At 66.6% G+C, this 20,393-nt stretch carries 20 protein-coding genes; 3 read left to right on the top strand and 17 right to left on the bottom strand.

The features are described 5' to 3' along the window. Nucleotides 1–2: 2 nt before the first annotated feature. From ribB to E4P24_RS18945, 3 genes are all read right to left on the bottom strand, one after another. Nucleotides 3–692, bottom strand: coding sequence for a 3,4-dihydroxy-2-butanone-4-phosphate synthase (ribB, locus tag E4P24_RS01850; RefSeq protein ID WP_004044596.1), 690 nt, complete (start codon nucleotides 690–692; stop codon nucleotides 3–5). Next, a complete protein-coding gene (locus tag E4P24_RS01845; RefSeq protein ID WP_188148026.1) occupies nucleotides 689–1,429 on the bottom strand; it encodes a DUF120 domain-containing protein in 741 nt (246 codons plus the stop codon). Before E4P24_RS01845 ends, ribB begins: the two co-directional genes overlap by 4 nt. 443 nt (nucleotides 1,430–1,872) lie before the next feature. Then, on the bottom strand, nucleotides 1,873–2,025 hold the full coding sequence (locus E4P24_RS18945) for a hypothetical protein (RefSeq protein ID WP_008577007.1): 153 nt from the start codon (nucleotides 2,023–2,025) through the stop codon (nucleotides 1,873–1,875). A 212-nt stretch (nucleotides 2,026–2,237) separates the two neighbouring features. On the opposite strand from E4P24_RS18945, the gene argS reads away from it, so the two are divergent. Beyond that, on the top strand, nucleotides 2,238–4,001 hold the full coding sequence (gene argS, locus E4P24_RS01840; RefSeq protein WP_115802105.1) for an arginine--tRNA ligase: 1,764 nt from the start codon (nucleotides 2,238–2,240) through the stop codon (nucleotides 3,999–4,001). Nucleotides 4,002–4,046: 45 nt separating this feature from the next. Here the strand turns inward: argS and E4P24_RS01835 are convergent, their stop codons facing one another. Next, complete coding sequence (locus tag E4P24_RS01835) at nucleotides 4,047–4,184, bottom strand: hypothetical protein (RefSeq protein ID WP_004065378.1); 138 nt, start codon at nucleotides 4,182–4,184, stop codon at nucleotides 4,047–4,049. 39 nt (nucleotides 4,185–4,223) lie between these two features. After that, a complete protein-coding gene (minD, locus tag E4P24_RS01830) occupies nucleotides 4,224–6,005 on the bottom strand; it encodes a cell division ATPase MinD (RefSeq protein WP_188148025.1) in 1,782 nt (593 codons plus the stop codon). A gap of 156 nt (nucleotides 6,006–6,161) precedes the next feature. Here minD and prf1 point away from each other — a divergent pair, with 156 nt between their 5' ends. Then, nucleotides 6,162–7,406, top strand: a complete 1,245-nt coding sequence (prf1, locus tag E4P24_RS01825; protein ID WP_004044602.1) for a peptide chain release factor aRF-1 — start codon at nucleotides 6,162–6,164, stop codon at nucleotides 7,404–7,406. Between the two features lie 57 nt (nucleotides 7,407–7,463). Here prf1 and E4P24_RS01820 read toward each other — a convergent pair whose 3' ends face one another. The 11 genes from E4P24_RS01820 to ahaH form a co-directional block, all read right to left on the bottom strand. Continuing rightward, nucleotides 7,464–7,847 carry a DUF6276 family protein gene (locus tag E4P24_RS01820; RefSeq protein ID WP_188148024.1) on the bottom strand — a complete coding sequence of 128 codons (384 nt, stop codon included), beginning with the start codon at nucleotides 7,845–7,847 and terminating at the stop codon, nucleotides 7,464–7,466. 81 nt (nucleotides 7,848–7,928) lie between these two features. Beyond that, on the bottom strand, nucleotides 7,929–8,636 hold the full coding sequence (locus E4P24_RS01815) for a V-type ATP synthase subunit D (RefSeq protein WP_163488493.1): 708 nt from the start codon (nucleotides 8,634–8,636) through the stop codon (nucleotides 7,929–7,931). Nucleotides 8,637–8,834: 198 nt separating this feature from the next. Beyond that, nucleotides 8,835–10,811 carry a bacterio-opsin activator domain-containing protein gene (locus tag E4P24_RS01810; RefSeq protein ID WP_188148023.1) on the bottom strand — a complete coding sequence of 659 codons (1,977 nt, stop codon included), beginning with the start codon at nucleotides 10,809–10,811 and terminating at the stop codon, nucleotides 8,835–8,837. Nucleotides 10,812–10,940: 129 nt separating this feature from the next. After that, on the bottom strand, nucleotides 10,941–12,347 hold the full coding sequence (locus E4P24_RS01805; protein ID WP_188148022.1) for an ATP synthase subunit B: 1,407 nt from the start codon (nucleotides 12,345–12,347) through the stop codon (nucleotides 10,941–10,943). A 4-nt stretch (nucleotides 12,348–12,351) separates the two neighbouring features. After that, on the bottom strand, nucleotides 12,352–14,112 hold the full coding sequence (locus E4P24_RS01800) for an ATP synthase subunit A (protein ID WP_188148021.1): 1,761 nt from the start codon (nucleotides 14,110–14,112) through the stop codon (nucleotides 12,352–12,354). A 6-nt stretch (nucleotides 14,113–14,118) separates the two neighbouring features. Then, entirely contained in the window at nucleotides 14,119–14,439 is a 321-nt protein-coding gene (locus tag E4P24_RS01795; protein WP_004044608.1) for a V-type ATP synthase subunit F, read from the bottom strand. Next, nucleotides 14,436–15,482, bottom strand: a complete 1,047-nt coding sequence (locus E4P24_RS01790; RefSeq protein WP_115802102.1) for a V-type ATP synthase subunit C — start codon at nucleotides 15,480–15,482, stop codon at nucleotides 14,436–14,438. Before E4P24_RS01790 ends, E4P24_RS01795 begins: the two co-directional genes overlap by 4 nt. Further along, entirely contained in the window at nucleotides 15,479–16,063 is a 585-nt protein-coding gene (locus E4P24_RS01785) for a V-type ATP synthase subunit E (RefSeq protein WP_004065384.1), read from the bottom strand. The genes E4P24_RS01790 and E4P24_RS01785 overlap by 4 nt, the downstream gene beginning before the upstream one ends. A gap of 21 nt (nucleotides 16,064–16,084) precedes the next feature. Beyond that, nucleotides 16,085–16,342 (bottom strand): F0F1 ATP synthase subunit C, encoded by a 258-nt coding sequence (locus E4P24_RS01780; protein ID WP_004044611.1) that lies wholly within the window; start codon nucleotides 16,340–16,342, stop codon nucleotides 16,085–16,087. Nucleotides 16,343–16,516: 174 nt separating this feature from the next. Continuing rightward, a complete protein-coding gene (locus E4P24_RS01775) occupies nucleotides 16,517–18,718 on the bottom strand; it encodes a V-type ATP synthase subunit I (protein ID WP_223173863.1) in 2,202 nt (733 codons plus the stop codon). After that, nucleotides 18,705–19,037, bottom strand: coding sequence for an ATP synthase archaeal subunit H (gene ahaH / locus E4P24_RS01770; RefSeq protein WP_004044613.1), 333 nt, complete (start codon nucleotides 19,035–19,037; stop codon nucleotides 18,705–18,707). The genes E4P24_RS01775 and ahaH overlap by 14 nt, the downstream gene beginning before the upstream one ends. 154 nt (nucleotides 19,038–19,191) lie before the next feature. Between ahaH and E4P24_RS01765 the strand changes: the two genes are divergently transcribed. Further along, nucleotides 19,192–19,815, top strand: a complete 624-nt coding sequence (locus E4P24_RS01765; RefSeq protein ID WP_188148020.1) for a methyltransferase domain-containing protein — start codon at nucleotides 19,192–19,194, stop codon at nucleotides 19,813–19,815. A gap of 66 nt (nucleotides 19,816–19,881) precedes the next feature. On the opposite strand, the gene E4P24_RS01760 is transcribed toward E4P24_RS01765, so the two are convergent. Further along, a complete protein-coding gene (locus E4P24_RS01760) occupies nucleotides 19,882–20,364 on the bottom strand; it encodes a type IV pilin (protein ID WP_115802100.1) in 483 nt (160 codons plus the stop codon). Nucleotides 20,365–20,393 lie beyond the last annotated feature (29 nt).

Raw genomic sequence — 20,393 nt, 5'->3', positions numbered from 1 at the left:
GCTCAGACGAGTTCGTCGATGAGGCCGTCGCCGTCGACGAAGGCGAAGCCGTGTCGGTCGGCGTAGTCGCGGGCGGCGTCTTTCGGGAGCGCCGCGCCGGTCTCGTCGTCGAGCATCTCGCAGACGACGACTGCGGGCGAGATACCCGCCTCGTCGGCCAAGGCGAGGCCGAGTTCGGTGTGGCCCTGGCGGTCCGAAAGCAGGTTCGGCGCGCCGCGGAGCAGGTGGACGTGGCCGGGCGCGCGGAACTCGCCGCCGAAGTCGTCGGCGTCGTACTCGCCGGCGCGGGCGGCCTCGGCGACGGGCGCGAGCCGAGAGATGGTCATCGCGCGGTCGCGGTCGGTGATGCCCGTGAAGGAGTCGCGGTGGTTCACCGTGAAGGAAAACGACGACCGCGAGTCGTACGCGAGGTCGTGAGACGACGCGGCCGGATGGTCGAGCACGTCGTCCATGAACGGGAGACCGAGGGACTCCGACACGTCGTTCGGAAGGGCGACGCAGACGAGGCCGCCGGCGTCGTTGCGCATCCGGGCCACGTCGGCGGAACCGACCGCGCCCGCGGGGTAGACGAGGTCGGTCTCGCCCTCGCGGTCGTCGAAGTCGTGGACGAGCACCGGCTCGCCGGCGCGGAAGGCGTCGAGGACGCGCGAGACGGCGTCGAAGTCGCCGGTCGACTCGGCGGTTCGGCTCATTCGTACTCCGCCTCCTCGACGCGGACCGTGACCGCGTCGCCGTCGTCGAGGTCGAGTTCGTCGCGGAGCTTGTCGGGCGCGATTATCTCCAGTTGCGACTCGTCGTGGTGGGTCCGCTCGGGGACGATGATGTGGACCGGCTCGTAGGAGTCGCCGCCGACCGCGACGGAGGCGGCGTAGCACGTCGCCGGGCCGAAGGTGCGCTCGTCGTCCTCCCAGCCGTCGATGGGAACCGCGTCGAGGGCGGTCATCCCGGCGCGGGCGCGGACCGCGTCGTCGTCGAGGCGGACGTTCAGCGTGCCGGGGAACGGCTCGTAGCCGAGTCGGTCTTTGAACTGCTTCATGTAGCCCGAAAGCGAGATGTAGTGGCGACCCTCGCCCATCCCGCCGGTGACTTGGCCCTCGAGGACGACCACGGAGGGCGTCTCGAAGATGCGTCGGTAGTCGGCGTACTCCTGTCTGAGCGCGGACTCGCCCGCGTCGGTGATGGTTATCCACTGGCCGTCGGAGACGACCTCGCGGTCGATGAAGTCGGCCTCTTCGAGGCGTTGAAGCCGGCGAGAGGCCGTCTGGTTCGACACGTCGAGTCGATTCGCGACGCCGGAACAGGAGAGCTTGACCGGGCCGGAGCGCCCGCCGTCGAGCGCGACGAGCTTGAGCGTGGCCAACTCGTCGTACCCGACCGCCGCGGCGACTGCCGATTCTGACATACTCCCGGCTTCGAACGCGCGCCCCATAAGCGTATCGTAAGTGGAATGCATTCCAAAAATGAGACAAGTGGCGGGGAGAGAACCGGCGGGGTGGAACCGCCGTAGATACGCGACAGTTCCAATCGGGAACGGGTAAGTCCGTCGGTCAGTCTACCGCGGTGAGAAGGAATGGGTCCGGCGAAGCGCGGCCGCACCGCGTGATTCGACGAGTGGGCGTCAGCCGTTGGAATCGGTGGGGCGCGGCTCACGGCCGGGGTGGCGGTCCGCGGCCGGGGGCGATGGACCGGGACCGAATCGGGGCACGTCGGGCCGAGTTGGGGCGACGTCGAACGGGTCCGAGGCGCGTGGAACGGTGGGGTACGACACGGGGCGCTGTGGGGAAGCGAGGGAGTGATACCGCGGGTGCGGTTCCGCGCGTCCGAATCCGTGAATTCGTCCGAATCCGTCGGGTCGACGACCGAACGGCGTCCTCAGAGCGACGACGCCCGCCGCTCGGAGCTGACCTGTGAGATACCCGCGTTCGCCGAGCAACTGGGACACGCGTAGACGTTGCCGTCCTCGTCACCGAAGACGCGGACGAAGTTGTTCGACACGAACGCATCGCAGTGGTTGCATTGACTCATGGGTGGGTGGTGAGAGCGGCGGGTCGCCGCCCCGTGGTTTGAACGTCGTCCCCGGGCGATATACCACTACTACCTTACTAGTAAGGTATCCACGCGGGTTGCGCTAAGACCCCCCCGAAAACCGAGGGGAACGAACGTCCCCGGTCGGCGCGGGGCGCGGTCGCCCGGACGGTTCGGAAAGGCCTTTAGCCGCCTATCGAGAATCCGCGTACATGTTCAGACAGTTCCGTGAGGAGGTCGAGACGGCGCTCTCTGCGGCGCTTTCGTCGCTCGACCTGCCCACCGACGACCTCGGGGTCGAGGAGCCGCCGGAGGACGTACCCGCGACGCTCGCCTCCAGCGTCGCCTTCCGACTCGCCGGGGTCGTCGGCGCGCCGCCGCCGAAAATCGCCGCCGACATCGCCGAGGAACTCTCCGTCGAGGGCTACGACTACCTCGCCGCGGTCGACACGCAGGGGCCGTACGTCAACTTCCACGTTTCGGACGCCTACTACGACGACACCCTCGAATCCGCCGCGACCGACGAGGAGTACGGTCGCCTCCCCGCGACCGGCGACAGCGTCGTCGTCGAGCACACGAGCGCGAACCCGACCGGACCGGTCCACGTCGGCCGCACCCGCAACCCGGTCATCGGCGACGCCGTCGCCAACCTGCTCGACTTCGCCGGCAACGACGTCGACCGCCACTACTACGTGAACGACGCCGGCCGCCAGATGGCCGTCTTCACGTGGGCCTACGAGACGTTCGACGAGGACGACCTCGAAAGCGAACCCGCCCGCGAGCGCGTCGAGTACGACCTCGTCCGCTACTACCGCAAGGGCAACGCCTTCCTCGAAGAGGCCGACCCCGAGGAGGTCGAACGGGCCGAAGCCGAAATCACCGAAATCCTCCAGGGCATCGAGGAGGGCGACGAGGAGACGTACGCCCGCGTCGAGACCGTGGTCGACCAGGTGCTCGGCGGCATGCGCGAGTGCCTCGAACGCCTCCCCGCGGAGTTCGACGAGTTCGTCAAGGAGACGCGGTTCATGTTCGACGGGAGCACCCGCGACCTCGCGGAGCGCCTCAAGGAGACCGACCACGCCGTCTACGAGGAGGACGCGTGGCAGCTCGAACTCGACGATTACGGCTTCGAGAAGAACCTCGTGTTCCTCCGGTCGGACGACACCTCGCTGTACACGACGCGCGACCTCGCCCACCACGAGTGGAAGTTCGACAACTACGACCGCGCCGTGACCGTCCTCGGCGAGGACCACAAGCTCCAGTCCGGCCAGCTCCGCGCCGCGCTCGACATCCTCGGCAACGACGTGGACAAACTGGAGAACGTCATCTACTCGTGGGTCAACCTCCCCGGCGGCGAGACGATGTCCACCCGCAAGGGGACGGGCGTCATGCTCGACGACCTCCTCGACGAGGCTATCGACCGCGCCCGCGACGAGGTCGAGACCCGCCTCGAAGGCCGCACCCGCGACGACGACCTCGACGAGGCCGACATCGACCGCATCGCCCGGCAGGTCGGCATCGGCGCGGTCCGCTACGACATCGTCTCCAAACAGCCCACGAAGACCATCACCTTCGAGTGGGACCAGGCGCTCAACTTCGAGGCCCAGTCCGCGCCGTACATCCAGTACGTCCACGCGCGCTGTTGCGGCATCGCAGACGAGGCGGCCGCCGCCGGCCTCGACGCGAGCGAGGCCGACCCCGCCGTGCTGACGACCGACGCCGAGCGCGACCTGCTGGCGACCATCGCGCGGTTCCCCGCGGTCGTCGAAACCGCGGCCGACGACCTCGAACCCCACACCGTGGCGACGTTCGCCCGCGAACTCGCAGAGGTGTTCAACACCTTCTACCGCGAGTGTCCCGTGCTCGACGCCGACGAGGAGGTCGGCGCGGCCCGACTCGCGCTCGTCGAAGCCTCGCGGAACGCGGTGGCGAACGCGCTCGCTATCGTGGGCGTGGAAGCGCCCGAGTCGATGTGACCGCGGGCGAATCGGGTGTCTCGGTGACGGCGTTTTTCGAGCGGTTCAGAAGAAAAACGGGAGCGCGACGGCCCCGGAGATGAGCGACCCGCCGACCGAGAAGACGACGGCGGCTCCGCTGCCGAGCGCGAGAACGAGAAACAGGACTATCCACCAGAAGGGAACGGACTCGGATTCTGCCATAGAGGGCATTCCGCAGACGCGAGTAAAAGACCTTCCCGTTTAGCCGAGGAAGCGACTGAGGAACCCCTTTTTCTTCTCGTCGCGCTCGTCGTCGTCGAACGACTCGACCTCCTCGACGAGCGAGGTGGTGTAGACGCCCTCCTCGTCGTCGTCTTCGGGTGAGTCGTCGGCGTCCGGATCGGCCTCAGTGGCGTCCGATTCGGCCTCGGCCGCGTCCGGTTCGGCCTCCGCGACGAGCGGTTCGTCCGCGCCGGGCGCGTCCGCCCCCTCGACCGACGCCGAGGACGCCGAGCGCGACTCGTCTGCGACCGCGCCTTCCGCGAGCGGGTCCGCGTCCGCCGAGTCGGTGTCGGCGTCGACGTCCGACACGACTTCGTCGTCGGCCACGGCGACCGTCTCCTCGTCAGCAGCCGGCGTCCCGCGGGTGACCGCGTCGAGGTCAGCCGCCAGCGGGTCGGTGTCGGACTCCTCGTCGCCGACCGGGTCGGAGTCCGCGAGTACCGGGTCGTCGGACGCGTCGGCGGCCAACGGGTCGGCCGGCGCGTCGTCGCCGGGGTCGACCGCGGAGTCCACGGCGGGGTCTGCGGCGGACTCGGACGCGTCCGCGCCATCGGCAGGGTCGGGTTCCGCGGGGTCGTCCGGCTCCTCGACGGTGCTGGCGGAAAACGGAATCGACGCCGCGAGGTCGTCGTCGGTGTCCGAATCGACTGCTGGCTCCGGTTCGGTCTCGGCGTTCGGTTCCGCCTCCGGTTCGGTCTCGACAGTCGATTCTCCCTCGGGTTCGGCTTCGACGTTCGGTTCGGCCTCCGATTCGAGTTCGGGGTCCGCCGTGGCCCGGCCTTCGTCCGCGACTGCGGCGGCGTCGGGGTCGGCCACGGAGTCCGAACCCGAATCGAGGTCCGGGGTCGCCGCCGGACCGGCTCCGTCGTCGACCCCGCCACCGCTGTCCTCGACGAAGTCCGAGTCGGGGGCAGGTTCGGGGTCGGGCTCCGGGTCGGCGGCGTCCGCCGGTTCGTCCGTCTCGTCCGTCTCGTCCGTCTCGTCCGCCTCGTCCGTCTCGTCCGCCTCGTCCGTCGCGTCCGCTTCGTCCGCCTCGTCGTCCAGACCCGGAACCGGGACCGGCGTTCCGGTGAGCGCCTCGGCGAGCGCGCGATACCCCGCGGTCGCGATGCTGTCGGGCGAGTGAACGACGACCGGGTCCCGCGTGCTGAGCGCTTCGCGGATGGCCGGGGACTCGGGGACGACAGCGATGACGCCGGTATCGAGGAGCGAAGCGACCACGTCGGCGTTCGGCTTCGACTGGTCGACGCGCGTGAGGACGACGCCGACCACGTCGGCACCGATGCGGTCTGCGAGCTGTCGGGTCTTTTCCGTGTCACCGAGCGCCTCGCGCTCCGTCGTGGAGACCAGGATGACCTCGTCGGCGAGCTTCAGCGGGACGAACGTGTCGTCGCTCAGCCCCGCACCGGTGTCGATGATGACGATGTCGTAGCTCGCTTCGAGCGTCGAGATGACCGGTTCGAGCTCCTTGGCGTTCGCCGTCGCGAACGCTTCGAGCGCGTTCGAGCCGGGGAGCACCGAGAGTCCCGCCGGTCCGTCGTAGACGGCGGTCTCGACCGCCGCCTCGCCCGTCAACACGTCGTGGAGCGTCGCCCCGTCGGGGTCGACGCCGAGCGCGCCGGCGAGGTTCGGCATCCCGAGGTCACCGTCGACGACGACGACGTCGTGACCGGCCATCGCGAGCGTCGTCCCGAGGTTGGCCGTGCTCGTCGTCTTTCCAACCCCGCCTTTCGCGCTGGCAACTGCGTACACCCGGGCCATAATTCCAACGTCGAAGTCCACCCGTGACAGCAACATAAATGTTCTCCGACCGCGCTCGTCTCCGCACGTCGGTTCGGACGGCCGCTCGTGCGTCGAGATACCGCGGCACGTGCCCAGTCAAAGGTTACTTAGCCGCTGGAGGGACTAGGTGGAGTGATGAGTAGCGACGCCGAGGAGGCGAGCGAGGACCGCCGAAAGTACGAATTCAAGAAGGTCATCGAGGACCTGCGAGAGTACGAAGGGTCGGGAACGCAGCTCGTCACCATCTACATCCCCGAAGACAAGCAGATTTCCGACGTGGTCGAACACGTCATCACGGAGCACAGCGAAGCGTCTAACATCAAATCGAAGCAGACGCGAACGAACGTCCAAGACGCCCTGACGAGCATCAAGGACCGACTCCGGTACTACGGGAACTTCCCGCCGGACAACGGCATCGTGATGTTCTCCGGCGCGGTCGACGCCGGCGGCGGCCAGACGACGATGGTCACCAAGGTACTCGAAAGCCCGCCGGAGCCGATTCAGTCGTTCCGGTACCACTGCGACTCGAACTTCCTCACCGGGCCGCTCGAAGACATGCTCATGGACAAGGGCCTGTTCGGCCTCATCGTCCTCGACCGCCGCGAGGCCAACGTCGGCTGGCTCAAGGGCAAGCGCGTCGAGCCGGTCAAGAGCGCCTCGTCGCTCGTCCCCGGCAAGCAGCGAAAGGGTGGTCAGTCCGCCCAGCGTTTCGCCCGCCTCCGCCTCGAAGCCATCGACAACTTCTATCAGGAGGTCGCCGGCATGGCCAACGACCTGTTCGTCCCCAAGCGCCACGACATGGACGGCATCCTCGTGGGCGGCCCCTCGCCGACGAAAGACGAGTTCCTCGACGGCGACTACCTCCACCACGAACTGCAGGACCTCGTCGTCGGGAAGTTCGACGTGGCCTACACCGACGAGTCCGGCCTCTACGACCTCGTCGACGCCGGGCAGGACGCGCTGGCCGACCAAGAGGTCATCAAGGACAAAAAGCAGATGGAGGAGTTCTTCGAGAAGCTCCACCGCGGCAACGAGTCCACCTACGGGTTCGAGGCGACCCGCAAGAACCTCGTGATGGGGTCGGTCGACCGCCTCCTCATCTCCGAGGACCTCCGAAAGGACATCGCCGTCTACGACTGTGGCGGCCAAGAGGAGTACGAGCTCGTCGACCACCGTCACGACACGCCCACCCACGAGTGCGACGACGGCTCGGAGGCCGAACTGAAAGACCGCGAGGACGTCATCGAGTGGCTCATGGACCTCGCGGACCAGCGCGGCACCGAGACGAAGTTCATCAGCACCGACTTCGAGAAAGGCGAACAGCTCTACGACGCGTTCGGTGGCATCGCCGGCATCCTCCGGTACTCCACCGGCGTCTAAGCGACCTCCTCCTCGGCGTCTTCACGCCACGCGTTCGACGGCACGGAGCGACGGCACTCAGAGAAACGCGTCCAACTGGCGCTGCCGGCGAGCGACGTCGAAGTGGGGGGCCGTCGCCGTCTGCTGGAGCCGGTCGAGCGTGAGGTGCACGTCGGTCCCGGATCGCTCGGCGAACTCGACGCAGTCGACGATACCGGCGCGGTTGAGCGCGAGCGAGTCGAGCATACCGACGAGGAGCGCGACCGCCGCGCCCGCGTCGCCGTCGGGAAGCGCGCCCGCGAGCGGCCGCGACGCACCGTCGCTCGGCGGTGCCTCGGTCGAGTGCAGTCGGAGACAGTCGGCGCACAACCCGACGGTCAGCGCCGCCTCGGGCGCGTGGGATTCGAGCGATTCCGGCACCGCGAAGACGGCGAGGTCGCCGTCGCAGTCGGGACAAGACATGAGACGCTCTACGCGCCGATAGGATGAAAAACGGTCGGAGACCCGACCGAGAGAGGAGTCGAGAGAAGACAGGCGGCCCCGTCAGTCTGCGGTCGCCGTTTCCGCGTCTGCGTCCGCGTCGGCTTCGGCCGCCGCCTTCTCCGCGGCGCGTTCTTCCTTTTCTTCTTCTTCCTTCTTCGCCTTGATTTTCTTCAGGCGGAAAATCTCCTCGCGCTCCTGTTCTTCGAGCTTCTGCTCGATGTACTCCTGGTTCTCGTACAGCTCCGGGAGCAGTTTGAATTCGAGCGCGTTGACGCGGCGCTTCGTCGTCTCGATCTCTTCGAGCATCTTCTTCATCGCCGTCTCGACCTCCGCCGCGAGGATGATGGATTCGAGGAGTTCCTCGTAGGCGTCCGCGGCCTCGTCGATGCGGGCCGAGGAGCCGAGGAGTCCGTAGCCGCGCTGGTCGAGGCTCTTTTTCACGCGCGAGGACTCGATCTGCGGGACGACGACACCCATGATGTTCTTCGACTGCGTCGTGATTTCGGGGTACTCCTTCAGCGCGGAGGCCGCGCCGCGGACCGCCACGTCGCCCTCCATGGCGCGGGCCATGTTGATCTTGTTCTGCGCGCGCTCGTAGTCCTGATTGAGGTTGGCCCGCACGTCCTGGGCCTGGTCGAGGATGTCCATGAACTCCATGATGAGCCCGTCACGCTTCTGTTCGAGCGTGTCGTGGCCCCGCTCGGAGAGTTCGATGCGATCTTCGATCGCCATCAAGTTCTTGCGGGTCGGCTTGACGTCTTCGGCCATCGTTGCCGGGGGTTGTTCGCCTGGGGTGTTAATCTTTTACTGTCTGGCCGGCCGGACCGGGCGAAATCGGGCGTGCTTGGAAGTGTCACGTCCGCAGGTCGAGACCGCGATTCAGTCCGCAGGTCGCCACGGGTGCTGAAGTCGGCGCACCGGAGGCGGTAGCCGTTGAGCGACCGTCAAAAAACCGGAGCCGCCCGACTAGTATGGGTCGCTGTCGAAAAATCGGGAGATGAGTTTGCGCTCCGCGGCGTGCAGGTGCTGGTGGAACGTCGCCCGCGAGACGCCCATCGTCTCCGCGAGTTCCTCGCCGGTGACGGCGTGGGGCCACTCGAAGTAGCCGCCGAGGTAGGCGAGTTGGAGGGCCGACTGCTGTCGGTCGGTGAAGTCGTCGGTGACGCTCGCGACGAACTCGCGGCGCGCCTCCGGCGGTTCCGACCGGTTCGTGACGGAGCGGAGTTCGGCGTTCGCCGCGACCGTCTGCAAGTCGTCGAGGAGCGCCCGGCCCGCCACGCGGTCGGAAATGATGACCGTGAGCCGACAGCCGAGGCGGTCTACTTCGAGGTCGACGAGCCGCCCACCCGCGTCGGCGACGAGGTGAAGGAGCGACCCGTCGTCGAAGGTGAGCTCGTAGAGTTCCGCGTCGTCGCCGCGGGGGAGAACGTCGACGCTTCGAAGGCCGTCGAGGTCGGTGTCGGCTTCCTCGAACTCGGTCGCGGGGTGCGTCGAGACGAACAGACTCACGGTCCCGTCGTCGTGTTGGGCCGAACCGCGATACGAGAGTTCGCAGTCGCCCGCGACGGCGAGTCGGACCAACGGCTGGCTCTCGTCGCGCACGTCGAGTTCGAGTTCGAGCCGCTCGTCGGACAGCAGGGAGCGCCGGCTCTCGAAGGCGTCGATGGCCGCGCCGACCGCTCTCCCGAGCGTCCCAAACACCACCCGGACTTGGTCGTCGAGTTTCGCAACGTCGGTGTAGACCGTCAAGACGCCGTAGAGCGTCCCGCTGTGGACCAACGGGACCGCGATGACGGAGCCGAACGGGACGAGTGTCTCGGCGTAGACGCTGCCGTCGCCGACGGCCGCCGACTGGACGGTCCGCGTCTCCGCGGCGCGAGCGGTGGGGTCGTCTGAGTTCGACCGGTCGATTTCGAGGCCGTCGAGGAACCCCGTGTCGGTTCCGGCCCACTCGTTGGGGACGATGACCGCCGGCGAGAGGTCGCAGTGGCCGACCCACGCGCAGTCGAACGAGCCGGCGGCGGTGACCCGGTCGCAGACGGCGGCTTCAAGCTCCTGTCTGCTCTCCGCGCGGACGAGCGCGCTCGTCACGTCCTCCAACAACCCCTCGATGTGATCGACGAGCGTCTGGAGGCGCGCGCGCTCCTCATCGACTCTGGCAGCATATCGCTCGGCGGCCGCCTCGGCGCGCACGCGCTCTGTGATGTCGGTCTGGAAGCCGACGTAGTGGGTCACCTCGCCGTCCGGCCCGCTCAGCGGCGCGACATCGACCCGGTTCCAGAACGTCTCGCCGTCCGCGCGGTAGTTCAGCAGTTCGACCGACGCCGACTCCTCGGCCTCGATGGCGCGGCGAAGTTCGGCGACTCGCTCGGGGTCCGTGTTCGGTCCCTGAAGATATCGGCAGTTCCGCCCCAACGCCGCGTCCGCCGAGTAGCCGGTCATCGTCTCGAACGCCTCGTTGACGTAGACGAGCGGGCGGTCGGGCAGCGAACAGTCCGCGATGGTGATGCCGACCGGAGCCTCGTCTATCGCCTGTTCCTTCAGGTCCTCCGTAATCTTGCTCGCGGCCGCCGCGCCGCGGCGACGCCACGCGACGGCGCTCTCGATACGCTCGGGGAGCCGCTCGAAGAGGTTCGAATCGACGACCGGAACCACGTCGGCCGCGCCGGCGTCGCGGGCGGCCGCCGCCGAGAGGTCGCCATCGGTGGGGACGACGACGACCAGCGGGACCGCGATTGCCCCGTTAGCTGCTTCGACGGCGGCGAGGCGGTCAGTCCCGAGCACGACGCAGTCGGCCTGTTCGGCCTCGGCGCGCCGACCGGCCGCATCGACGGACTCGGCGACCGACACCGAAAGCGGCGAGAGTGCGTCCACGAGTCGCTCCCGATCGACGGCGGGACCGACGACCGCGAGGACGCGAGCGGGAGACGAAGTGGCGTCCATGCGGAGTCGTCGTGGCCGAGACGTAAGGAAGTTCTCGCGGGCGACGCGCGGCCGCGCGGCTCGGAGGACGAACCGCGCGAATAGAAGAGGAGAATCGAACCGAGGGACGAACGCGGCGTTCGCCGCGGTCTAGGCTTCCGCTTCGACCGACTCGGCGTCTTCGTCGTAGTAGTCCTCGATGAGCTCTTCGTCGATACGGTTGAGCTCAGACTTCGGAAGCGTCGACAGGAGGTCCCAGCCGATGTCGAGGGTGTCCTCGATGGACCGGTCCGTGTCGAAGCCCTGATTGACGAACTCGGCTTCGAAGCGCTCTGCGAAGTCGAGGTACTTGTTGTCACGCTCCGACAGCGCCTCGCGACCGACGATGTTCACGAGGTCGCGCAGGTCTTCACCCTCCGCATACGCCGCGTACATCTGGTCGGACACGTCGGCGTGGTCCTCGCGGGTGAGGCCCTCGCCGATACCGTCGTCCATGAGACGCGACAAGGACGGAAGCGGGTTGATCGGTGGGCGGATACCCTGCGAGTTGAGGTCGCGGTCGATGTAGATCTGGCCTTCCGTGATGTAGCCGGTCAGGTCCGGAATCGGGTGCGTGTCGTCGTCACCCGGCATCGTGAGGATGGGAATCTGCGTGACAGACCCTTCGCGTCCCTCGATACGACCCGCACGCTCGTAGAGCTGTGCGAGGTCAGTGTACATGTACCCCGGGTAGCCACGGCGACCGGGGACCTCTTCACGAGCCGCGCCGATTTCGCGGAGCGCCTCGCAGTAGTTGGTCATGTCGGTCAGGATGACGAGGACGTGGTAGTCCTTGTCGAACGCGAGGTACTCGGCGGTCGTCAGCGCGAGTCGCGGCGTGACCGTCCGCTCGACTGCGGGGTCGTCCGCGAGGTTCGTGAAGACGACGGAGCGCTCGAGTGCGCCCGTGCGCTCGAAGTCCTCCATGAACTCGTTGGCCTCTTCCTGCGTGATACCCATCGCGCCGAAGACAACTGCGAACTCCGATTCTTCGCCGCTGTCTTCGTCCTCGGGCACCGTCGCCTGACGGGCGATCTGGAGCGCGAGGTCGTTGTGGGGAAGCCCCGACGCGGAGAAGATGGGGAGCTTCTGACCGCGGACGAGGGTGTTCATGCCGTCGATGGCGGAGACACCGGTCTGGATGAACTCCTCGGGGTACTCGCGGGAGTAGGGGTTGATTGCCGCGCCGACGATGTCCCGACGCTCGTCGGGGACGATCTCGGGGCCGCCGTCGATGGGCTGGCCGGACCCGTCGAGCACGCGCCCGAGGAGGTCCTCGGTCACGGGCATCTTGAGGGTCTCGCCGAGGAACTTGACGGACGCGTTCCTGTCGATACCGGTCGTGCCTTCGAACACCTGAATCGCGACGAGGCCCTCGGAGGATTCGAGGACCTGTCCGCGCTTGGTCTCGCCTTGGGGCGTCTCGATTTCGACGATTTCGTCGTAACCGATCGGCTCGTCGACCTCGGCGAACACCAGCGGGCCGCTGATTTCGGTGATGGTCTGGTATTCCTTCATGGTCTCAGTACAGCTCGCGGAGCTGCTCGGTGATCTCTGCTTTGAGGTCCTCGATGTACGCCTCCCAGTCTTCCTGCACACCGATGCGGTTCAGCCGGGGAGCCGCCTCGATGGCCTGAATCTCTTCGACGGGGACGCCGGCTTCGAGCGCCTTGAACGCCTCGTCGTTGAACGTGTGGATGGCGGTGAGGATTCCGTACGTCTTCTCGGGGGAGCAGTACGTGTCCGTCGGGTGGAACGCGTTCTGCTGGAGGTACGCCTCGCGGAGGTAGCGAGCGATTTCGAGGGTCAGCTGCTGGTCCTCCGGGAGGGCGTCCTTACCGACGAGCTGAACGATTTCCTGCAGTTCGCTCTCCTCGTCGAGCACGTCGACGGCCCACTGGCGCTCTTCTGCCCAGTCGTCCTCGACGTTCTCGACGAACCACGGGTCGAGCTGCTCTTGGTAGAGCGAGTACGACTCGTTCCAGTTGATGGCCGGGAAGTGACGGCGCTCTGCGAGGTCCGCGTCGAGCGCCCAGAACGTCTTGACGATACGCAGGGTATTCTGCGTGACCGGCTCGGAGAAGTCGCCGCCCGGCGGCGAAACCGCGCCGATGACGGAGACGGAGCCTTCCTCGCCGTTGACGGTCGTGAAGTAGCCGGCGCGCTCGTAGAACTCGGAGAGACGCGCGGCGAGGTACGCGGGGTACCCCTCTTCGCCGGGCATCTCTTCGAGGCGCGACGAAATCTCGCGCATGGCCTCTGCCCACCGAGAGGTGGAGTCGGCCATGAGCGCAACGTCGTATCCCATGTCGCGGTAGTACTCCGCGATGGTGATGCCGGTGTAGATACAGGACTCGCGGGCCGCCACGGGCATGTTGGACGTGTTCGCGATGAGGCACGTCCGAGCCATGAGCGGGTTACCCGTCTTCGGGTCGTCGAGTTCCGGGAAGTCCTCGATAACCTCGGTCATCTCGTTACCGCGCTCGCCGCAGCCGACGTAGACGACGATGTCCGCGTCGGCCCACTTGGCGAGCTGGTGCTGCGTGACCGTCTTCCCGGAGCCGAACGGCCCCGGAATCGCGGCCGTTCCACCCTTCGCGATGGGGAACAGGCCGTCGAGGATGCGCTGCCCCGAGACGAGCGGTTCGCGCGGGGTCTTCTTCTCCGCGGCGGGGCGAGCCTGACGCACCGGCCACTCCTGGTGCATCGTAATCTCCTCGCCGTTGTCGAGTTCGACGACCGTCTCGGTGACGGAGAACTCGCCTTCCTCGACGGCGACGACCTCGCCGCCCTCGAAGTCCGGCGGGACCATGACCTTGTGCTCGATGGTCACGGTCTCGGGGACCGTCCCGACGACGTCGCCGGGGGCGACCTCGTCGCCCTCGGAGACGGTGGGTTCGAACTCCCACTTCTCGTCGAGGTCGATACCCGGCGCGTCGACACCGCGGTCGAGGAACGCCGAGTCCATCTTCGACTCCAGCACGTCCAGCGGACGCTGGACGCCGTCGTAGATGGCGTCCATCATCCCCGGACCGAGGTCGACGGTCAGCGGTTCGCCCGTACTCTCGACGGGTTCGCCGGGACCGACGCCGGAGGTCTCTTCGTACACCTGAATAGTCGTGAGGTCGCCCTCGATTTCGATGACCTCGCCCATCAGCCCTTCGTCGCCGACGTAGACGACGTCGTTCATGCGGGCGTCGAGGCCACGGGCGGTCACGACCGGACCACTCACGCTTGCGATGACACCGTCCTCGCGAACGGAATCTTGTGTTGCCTGACTCATGTTTGGTTATTCGTCCATCAGATCGATACCGATTGCTCTCTTGATCTGGTCACGGAGGCCACTCGCGCCGCCGGAGCCGCCGAGCGTCACGAGCGTCGGCTCGATGCTGCGCTCGACCGACTGCCGGGCGTTACGCGAGAGGTGGTCGAGGTCGTCTTCGTGCATCACGATGATGCCGACGTCCTCGTCCTCCAGCGTCCGCGTCACGGCCTCGTCGAGTTCGTCGTCCTTCGCTTCGTCCGGGACGTTCTCGAACTTGCGGACGCCCGCAAGCCGAAAGCCCGTGGTGAAGTCCGGACTGCCGATAACTGCGATTTCCTGGCTCATAGGATGACCAGCTCCGCTTCTATTGCATCGGGGTCCAGCCCGGCTTCGCGGCCGCGGGCGATGGCCCGGATGTTGTCGACCTCGCGCTCCTTGGCGAGGATGTACGAGACGATTGGCGTGACAGAAAGCGGGAACACGTAACCGAGCGTGTCCGCGTACTCCAAGAGCGCCGCGTCGAGGGCGCGCTCGAAGCCGATGAGGCTGTCTGCCGCTTCGAGGTCCGAAAGGGCCGCCGAGAGGCGGTCGCCGTATCGGCTGTCACGAATTTTCGACACCAGCTCGTCCGGGCTGGTCGCCAGCGACGCGAGCTCCGTCGCGCGGAACAGCGTGCCGCCCTCGATGAAGTAGTCGACGGGGTCGAGGTCGGCACCGCTGCGAGCGATGCGGAGCGCGTTGCGGGCGTTTCGGAAGTCGATTTCGGCTTCGAGGAACTCGCGGTACTGCTTTGCCTCTTCGCCGACGACCAGGTCGTCGAGCAACTGCTCGTAGAAGGCGCGGTCGACCGCGTTCTCCAGCGGGACGAGGACGCCGACTTCCTCGTACTCCTCGTAGGCGGCCGCGAGGCCGTCACCGAAAATGGTGCCGGAGAGGACGCTGACGACCTCTTCTATCTCGCCCGCGTCGAGCAGTCGCGAGATGAGGCGGTCGTCGAACTCGCCGGCGCGGATGAGGTCGGATTCGACCTCCTCGCGGGACGCACCGGAGTAGAGACCGCGGATAACCGTCTTCACGTTCCACGCGTCGAACTTGCGGAGATACCGCGCGATGAGGTCGTAGAGGCGGCCGTCTGCCCAGTCGAGGATATCGTTGAACTGCTTCGCCAGATTCTGGTTCAGCGCGTACTCGATGAGGTCGACGCCGGAAAAACGGCTGCCCAGCGCGTTGACCTCGGTCTCGTACTCCGATTCCTCCATGAACCGAGCGATTTCGGCCGGTCCCATGCGGACCAGTTTGCGGTACTCCTCGTCGCCGAACAGGGCACTACGTCGCGCTCGAACGCGAGCGATGACGTATTCGGGATTCGAGCCGCCGGTAGTGCTCATTGGTCGTCGAACAGTCGCGCACTCACTTCCTTCAGGTTGTCCTCCCAGACCGTGTCGAGGACCGAGTCGAAGGTGTTGTTCACCCGGACGCGCGAGTTCGACCCCTCGACCACGACGCCACCGAGGCAGTCGCGCTCGCCGGCGAACTCGTAGCCGTCGTAGTCTTCGAGGATGCTCGAAAGCAGCTCCTCGTCGTCGGCGCGGCCGTAGACGGAGACTTCGTCTGCGTCTTCGAACTCGACCGCCGCCGCGTCGAGCAGCGAGCGGGTGAGCTCTTCGCGACGGTCGCCTTCCAGCTCGGCGAGCTCGCGTTCGACCTGCTCGCGGACGCGCTGGAGCACGTCTCGACGGGCGCCGAGTCGGGCCTGCTTGGCTTCGAGCTTCGCGCTGGAGAGCGCCTGTTCGCGCTCCCGTTCGAGCTGTTGCTCGACGTCCGCCTTCCGCGATTCGAGGAGCTCTTCGGCGTCGGCCTCGGCCTCGGCGACGATCTCGTCTGCCTGTTCCTGGCCGTCCTGCCTGATGTCCTCTGCGCGTGCGCGGGCTTCGTCTCGGATGTCCTCAACGACGTTGTCCAAACTCATAATGGGAAAGAGAGGGGGTGCTTAGGCCGCGAAGACAACGACCAGTGCGAGGATGACGAGGGTCTCGGGGAGAACCGTGAGGACCAGCCCGTTGACGAAGAGGTCGTCGTCTTCCGCGATGGCACCCATCGCGGCGGAGCCGATGCCACGCTCCGCATAGCCTGCGGCGAAGGCGGCGATACCGACGGAGAGGGCCGCCGCGGCGTCGGCGGTGATAGCGGGCGAGGAAGCGGCTTCACTCTGCAGTGCAGTCATGAGGGGTTCGATTGCTTCAATCATTGTGTGTTCCTGAGTACCGGATTGTCGTCTCCGAACGTCCGTATGTGCTGTTAGCCGTATCATAAAGGTTCCCAAAACGTCTGGAGCGGTCTGCCTACGGCGGCGGAATCGTCGTCATTGCAAAAAGCAGTCGCTCCGAGCGGACAAAAGTCAAAAAAGAATCGACGATGAGGGTTAGTCTTCGGTCGTGAACTCGCGGTCGTAGCCGAACGGGTTGTACGCGCGGCCGCCGCCCTCGAAGAACTTGTTGAAGAACTCGACGTACTCGAGACGCACGGCCTGCAAGCCGGCGCTCGTGACGCCGAGCGCGAGGACGACCAGGTGACCGACGACGAGGACGAGCAGTCCGCCCACGACGCCCGCGGCACCCGTGTGGAAGATGCCGCCGAACAGAATCTCGGTCACTTCGTGGCCGTGATAGCTCACCGTTCCTGCCGCTTCGAGTGCAGCAGCGTCGGGCATTCCGCCGAGCCCGAAGTGCCAGCCGCCGTGGTCGTCGACGTACACGCCGAAGACGAGCAGGTTGACGGCGAACGCCATCGACGCCTTCGCGATGAGGACCGCGCCGAGACGCGTGTACGACAGGACGTTCGAAAGCGGGGCGGCGAACTCGACGAGTTCGGCCAGTTCGGCCGTCCCGAGCAGCCCCGCGCCGAGGAAGTACAGCCCGAGGCCGATCCAGCCGACGGTGAACGAGAAGCCGGAGAAGCCGAGCGGGATGAGCCCGTCGGCCGCGAACGTGGTGAACAGGAACTCCGGCGGGACGCCACCGAGCGCGTCGCTGAAGATCCAGATCCACAGGCCGTTCAGCATGAGGATCCACGAACCGCTTTCGAGGACCGCCTCCTTCGCGCCGTGGAGTTCGTAGTTCTCGAAGAAGTCGAGAATGTACCCCACGTTGATGTGGAAGATACCGACGGCGACGCTCACGGTGAGCCAACCGAGGGCCCACTCAGAGGTGGCCGGCGACAGCCCCTTCTCGATGGGCGGGTGCGACAGCCCGAGCATTCCTTCCCAGAAGTACTGGGTGATGAGGTGGAAGCCGAATATCTCGCCGTAGAGGATGCCGAACAACGTCGTAAACAGCCCCGCGGCGAGGGTGACGCCACCCATGCTCTTGAGCGCACCGTCCTCAAACTTCGAGTAGAGGAAAAAGCCGATGGCGGTGTAGATGACACCGTACCCGAAGTCACCGATCATGAACCCGAAGAACGTCGGGAACGTCAGGAACAGGATGATGGTCGGGTCGAGCTCGTGGTAGTTCGGGCGGTTGACCGCCTGCACGAGGATTTCGAACGGCTTGACAGCGCCGCTGTTCTTCTGGACGACCGGCGGGTCGTCGTTGGACATCGAGACCGTTCCGCCGTCGGTAACGGCGGCCGTGCCGCCGGTCTCGGTGACGTCCTCCCGCGCGTGGTCGTGTCCGTCACGCGAGAACTCGGCGCGTTCGAGCTCCTCGACGGCGACGTGCTCGCCGACCTCGTCTTTGAGCGTGCCCGCGAACGTGTTGTAGCGCTCCGTCGGAATCCAGCCCTCGGCGACGAAGGCGTTCTCCGTCGTCGCGAACGAAAGCGGCGCTTCCGTCTTCTGGACGTCGATTGCGAGTCGCTCTTCGGCGGCGAGGAGGAACTCGCCCTCCTCGACGGCGATGTCGTGGAGCTCGGATTCGACGGTCTCGAGCTTCGACTCGATTTCGCGCTTCTGCTGTTCGAGGCTGCGGATGTGCTCTTCGGGGCTTCCCGAGGCGTCCGGGACTTCGAGCGTGGCGAACTCGACGCCGACCAGCGCGTCGGCGAGCGCCATCTCGTCGGCACCGTCGACCGGCCGACCGAAGACGGCGTGCGTGCGCTCGCCCGAGAAGATCTCGTAGGCGCTGATGTCGTCGGCGTCGACGACGGCGCGCTCGACGGGCTCGACCTTCCCCTGTCCGACGACGACCTGCAGGGTGTCGTACCCCGAAAGCAGGTCGAGGTCGAGTCCGAGGTCGACGAACGGCTCCATCGCGTCGATTTCTTCGTCCACCGCGCGGAGCTCGTTTTCGAGCTCGGAGCGGCGGTCGTCCAGTTCATTGACTTCGGCTCGAATCTCTTCGAGGGGCTCGCCGAGCGCGTCGTCGGGGACGATGCGCTGCCGGCCGGAGTCGGTGTCTTCGACCCCGAGGATGCTCTTGAGCGAGCGGACGGTGACGAGCTTGTCGGACGCGCTCTCGGCGCCCTCGATGGGCGACCCCGTCTCGAATCCGAACTCCTCCTGCCACGAGCCGTCGTATTCGGTGACGTGCAGCAGTCGGAGGTCGTGGACGGTCTCGATGACCTCGGGCATGACGCCCTTGGAACCGGTCACCGAGACCTTGCTCATCTGCTCAGGTCTGAGCATCCACCGCCTCCTCGAATTTGCCGATGGCGAACTCGACCGCGTCGTCGATGTGGTCTTCCGCCTCGGCAACCAGTTCGTCGCGGGCGTCCTCGCCTTCTTCGAGGATGCGTTCCCGCTCCGTCTCTATGTCCGCGCGTCCCTCCTGAAGACGCTCGGATTCGAGCTCTGCGGCCTCTTCTTCGGCCTCGGAGCGAATCTCATCGGCTTCCTCACGCGCCTCCGCGACGAGCTCCTCACGTTCGGCCTCGGCCTCTTCAACGATGTCGTCGGCCTCCTGCTCGGCCGTTTTGATTCGTTCGAGAACCTCTTGTCTCGGCATACTCGTATCACAGGAACGTTGCACAAGCGCTGTATAAGGTGTTTGCGGAAAGTCTGTGACAGACGCTCGGGAAACGCGGCGATTTTCCCCCTCGAACGCCGACCGGCGCGGCGAATCCGCACCGTTATCATCGGCGAGTTCTAATCCCGGCGCGATGGGAGTCCTCGAAAACAAAGCGCGGGCCCGCCTGTTCTACAAGTACCTCTCGAAGGTGTACGACCGGGTGAACCCGTTCATCTGGAACGAGGAGATGCGCGACGAGGCGCTGGAGATGCTCGACATCCAGCAGGACGACCGCGTCCTCGACGTGGGCTGTGGCACCGGCTTCGGAACCGAGGGACTGCTCCGCTACACCGACGACGTCCACGGCCTCGACCAGAGCATCCACCAGATGCAGAAGGCGTGGGAGAAGTTCGGCAAGCACGACGAGGTCCGGTTCTACCGCGGGGACGCCGAGCGGCTCCCCTTCGCTGAGGACTCGTTCGACGTTATCTGGTCGTCCGGCTCCATCGAGTACTGGCCGAACCCGGTCACCGCGCTCGAAGAGTTCCGCCGGGTGGTGAAACCGGGGAGCAAGGTGCTCGTCGTCGGCCCCGACGACCCGAAATCCGGCGTCTTCCAGAAGCTTGCGGACGCCATCATGCTGTTTTACGACGAGGAGGAGGCCGACCGGATGTTCGAGGCCGCCGGCTTCGTCGACATCGAACACCACATCCTCCAACGCCAGCAGGGGAGCCCGCGGGCTATCGTCACCATCGCGCGCGCACCCGAGGAATAATCGCTGACCGCCGCGGTCGACGCGGCCGCTCGTGTTCGTCGCTGTCAGCGCATCGTCGCGACCGACTCACGACGCTGTCGCTTCGAGCGCCGCGACCGGCGTGTCGCCGTCGAAGACGCGGACGGTCACCGTCGCACCCGGCTCGATAGTCGGGTCGTTCGTCCCCGCGAGTTCGAGGGTCGCCGTCTCACCGACGGTCCACCGGGGGTCGGCCGCGGCGTTGAACGGGCCGGTTGGGCCGGGCCGGAACCCGCTGGCCGAGAAGAACGGCACGGGCGGTTGGTGCGCGAGCGACTCACCGTCCACCGAGATACGAACCGCGAGCGAGTCCACGTCGAGCGGCGCGCCACCCTCGTGAGTCAGCGACAGCGTGTCACCAGAGACCCCGAGCGACAGCGCCGTGGGTCGAGTCGGCGTCGGCGAGGCGTCGGCCGCGTCGAACGCCGCCGCGCCGACAGCGGCCGCGACGACGACCACGAGACCGATGAGGAGCACGCTCCCGATGAGTACTGACGAGCCGCGGGTCGAGCGGCGGAACTGACGAGGCATCGAGACGGGGTGGTCCCGTCATGGGATAA

This window comes from Haloferax sp. AS1 (assembly GCF_014530665.1).
Lineage (GTDB): Archaea > Halobacteriota > Halobacteria > Halobacteriales > Haloferacaceae > Haloferax > Haloferax volcanii.
Note: the sequence above shows the minus strand (reverse complement) of the source record. Positions and strands in the feature narration are given on the sequence as shown.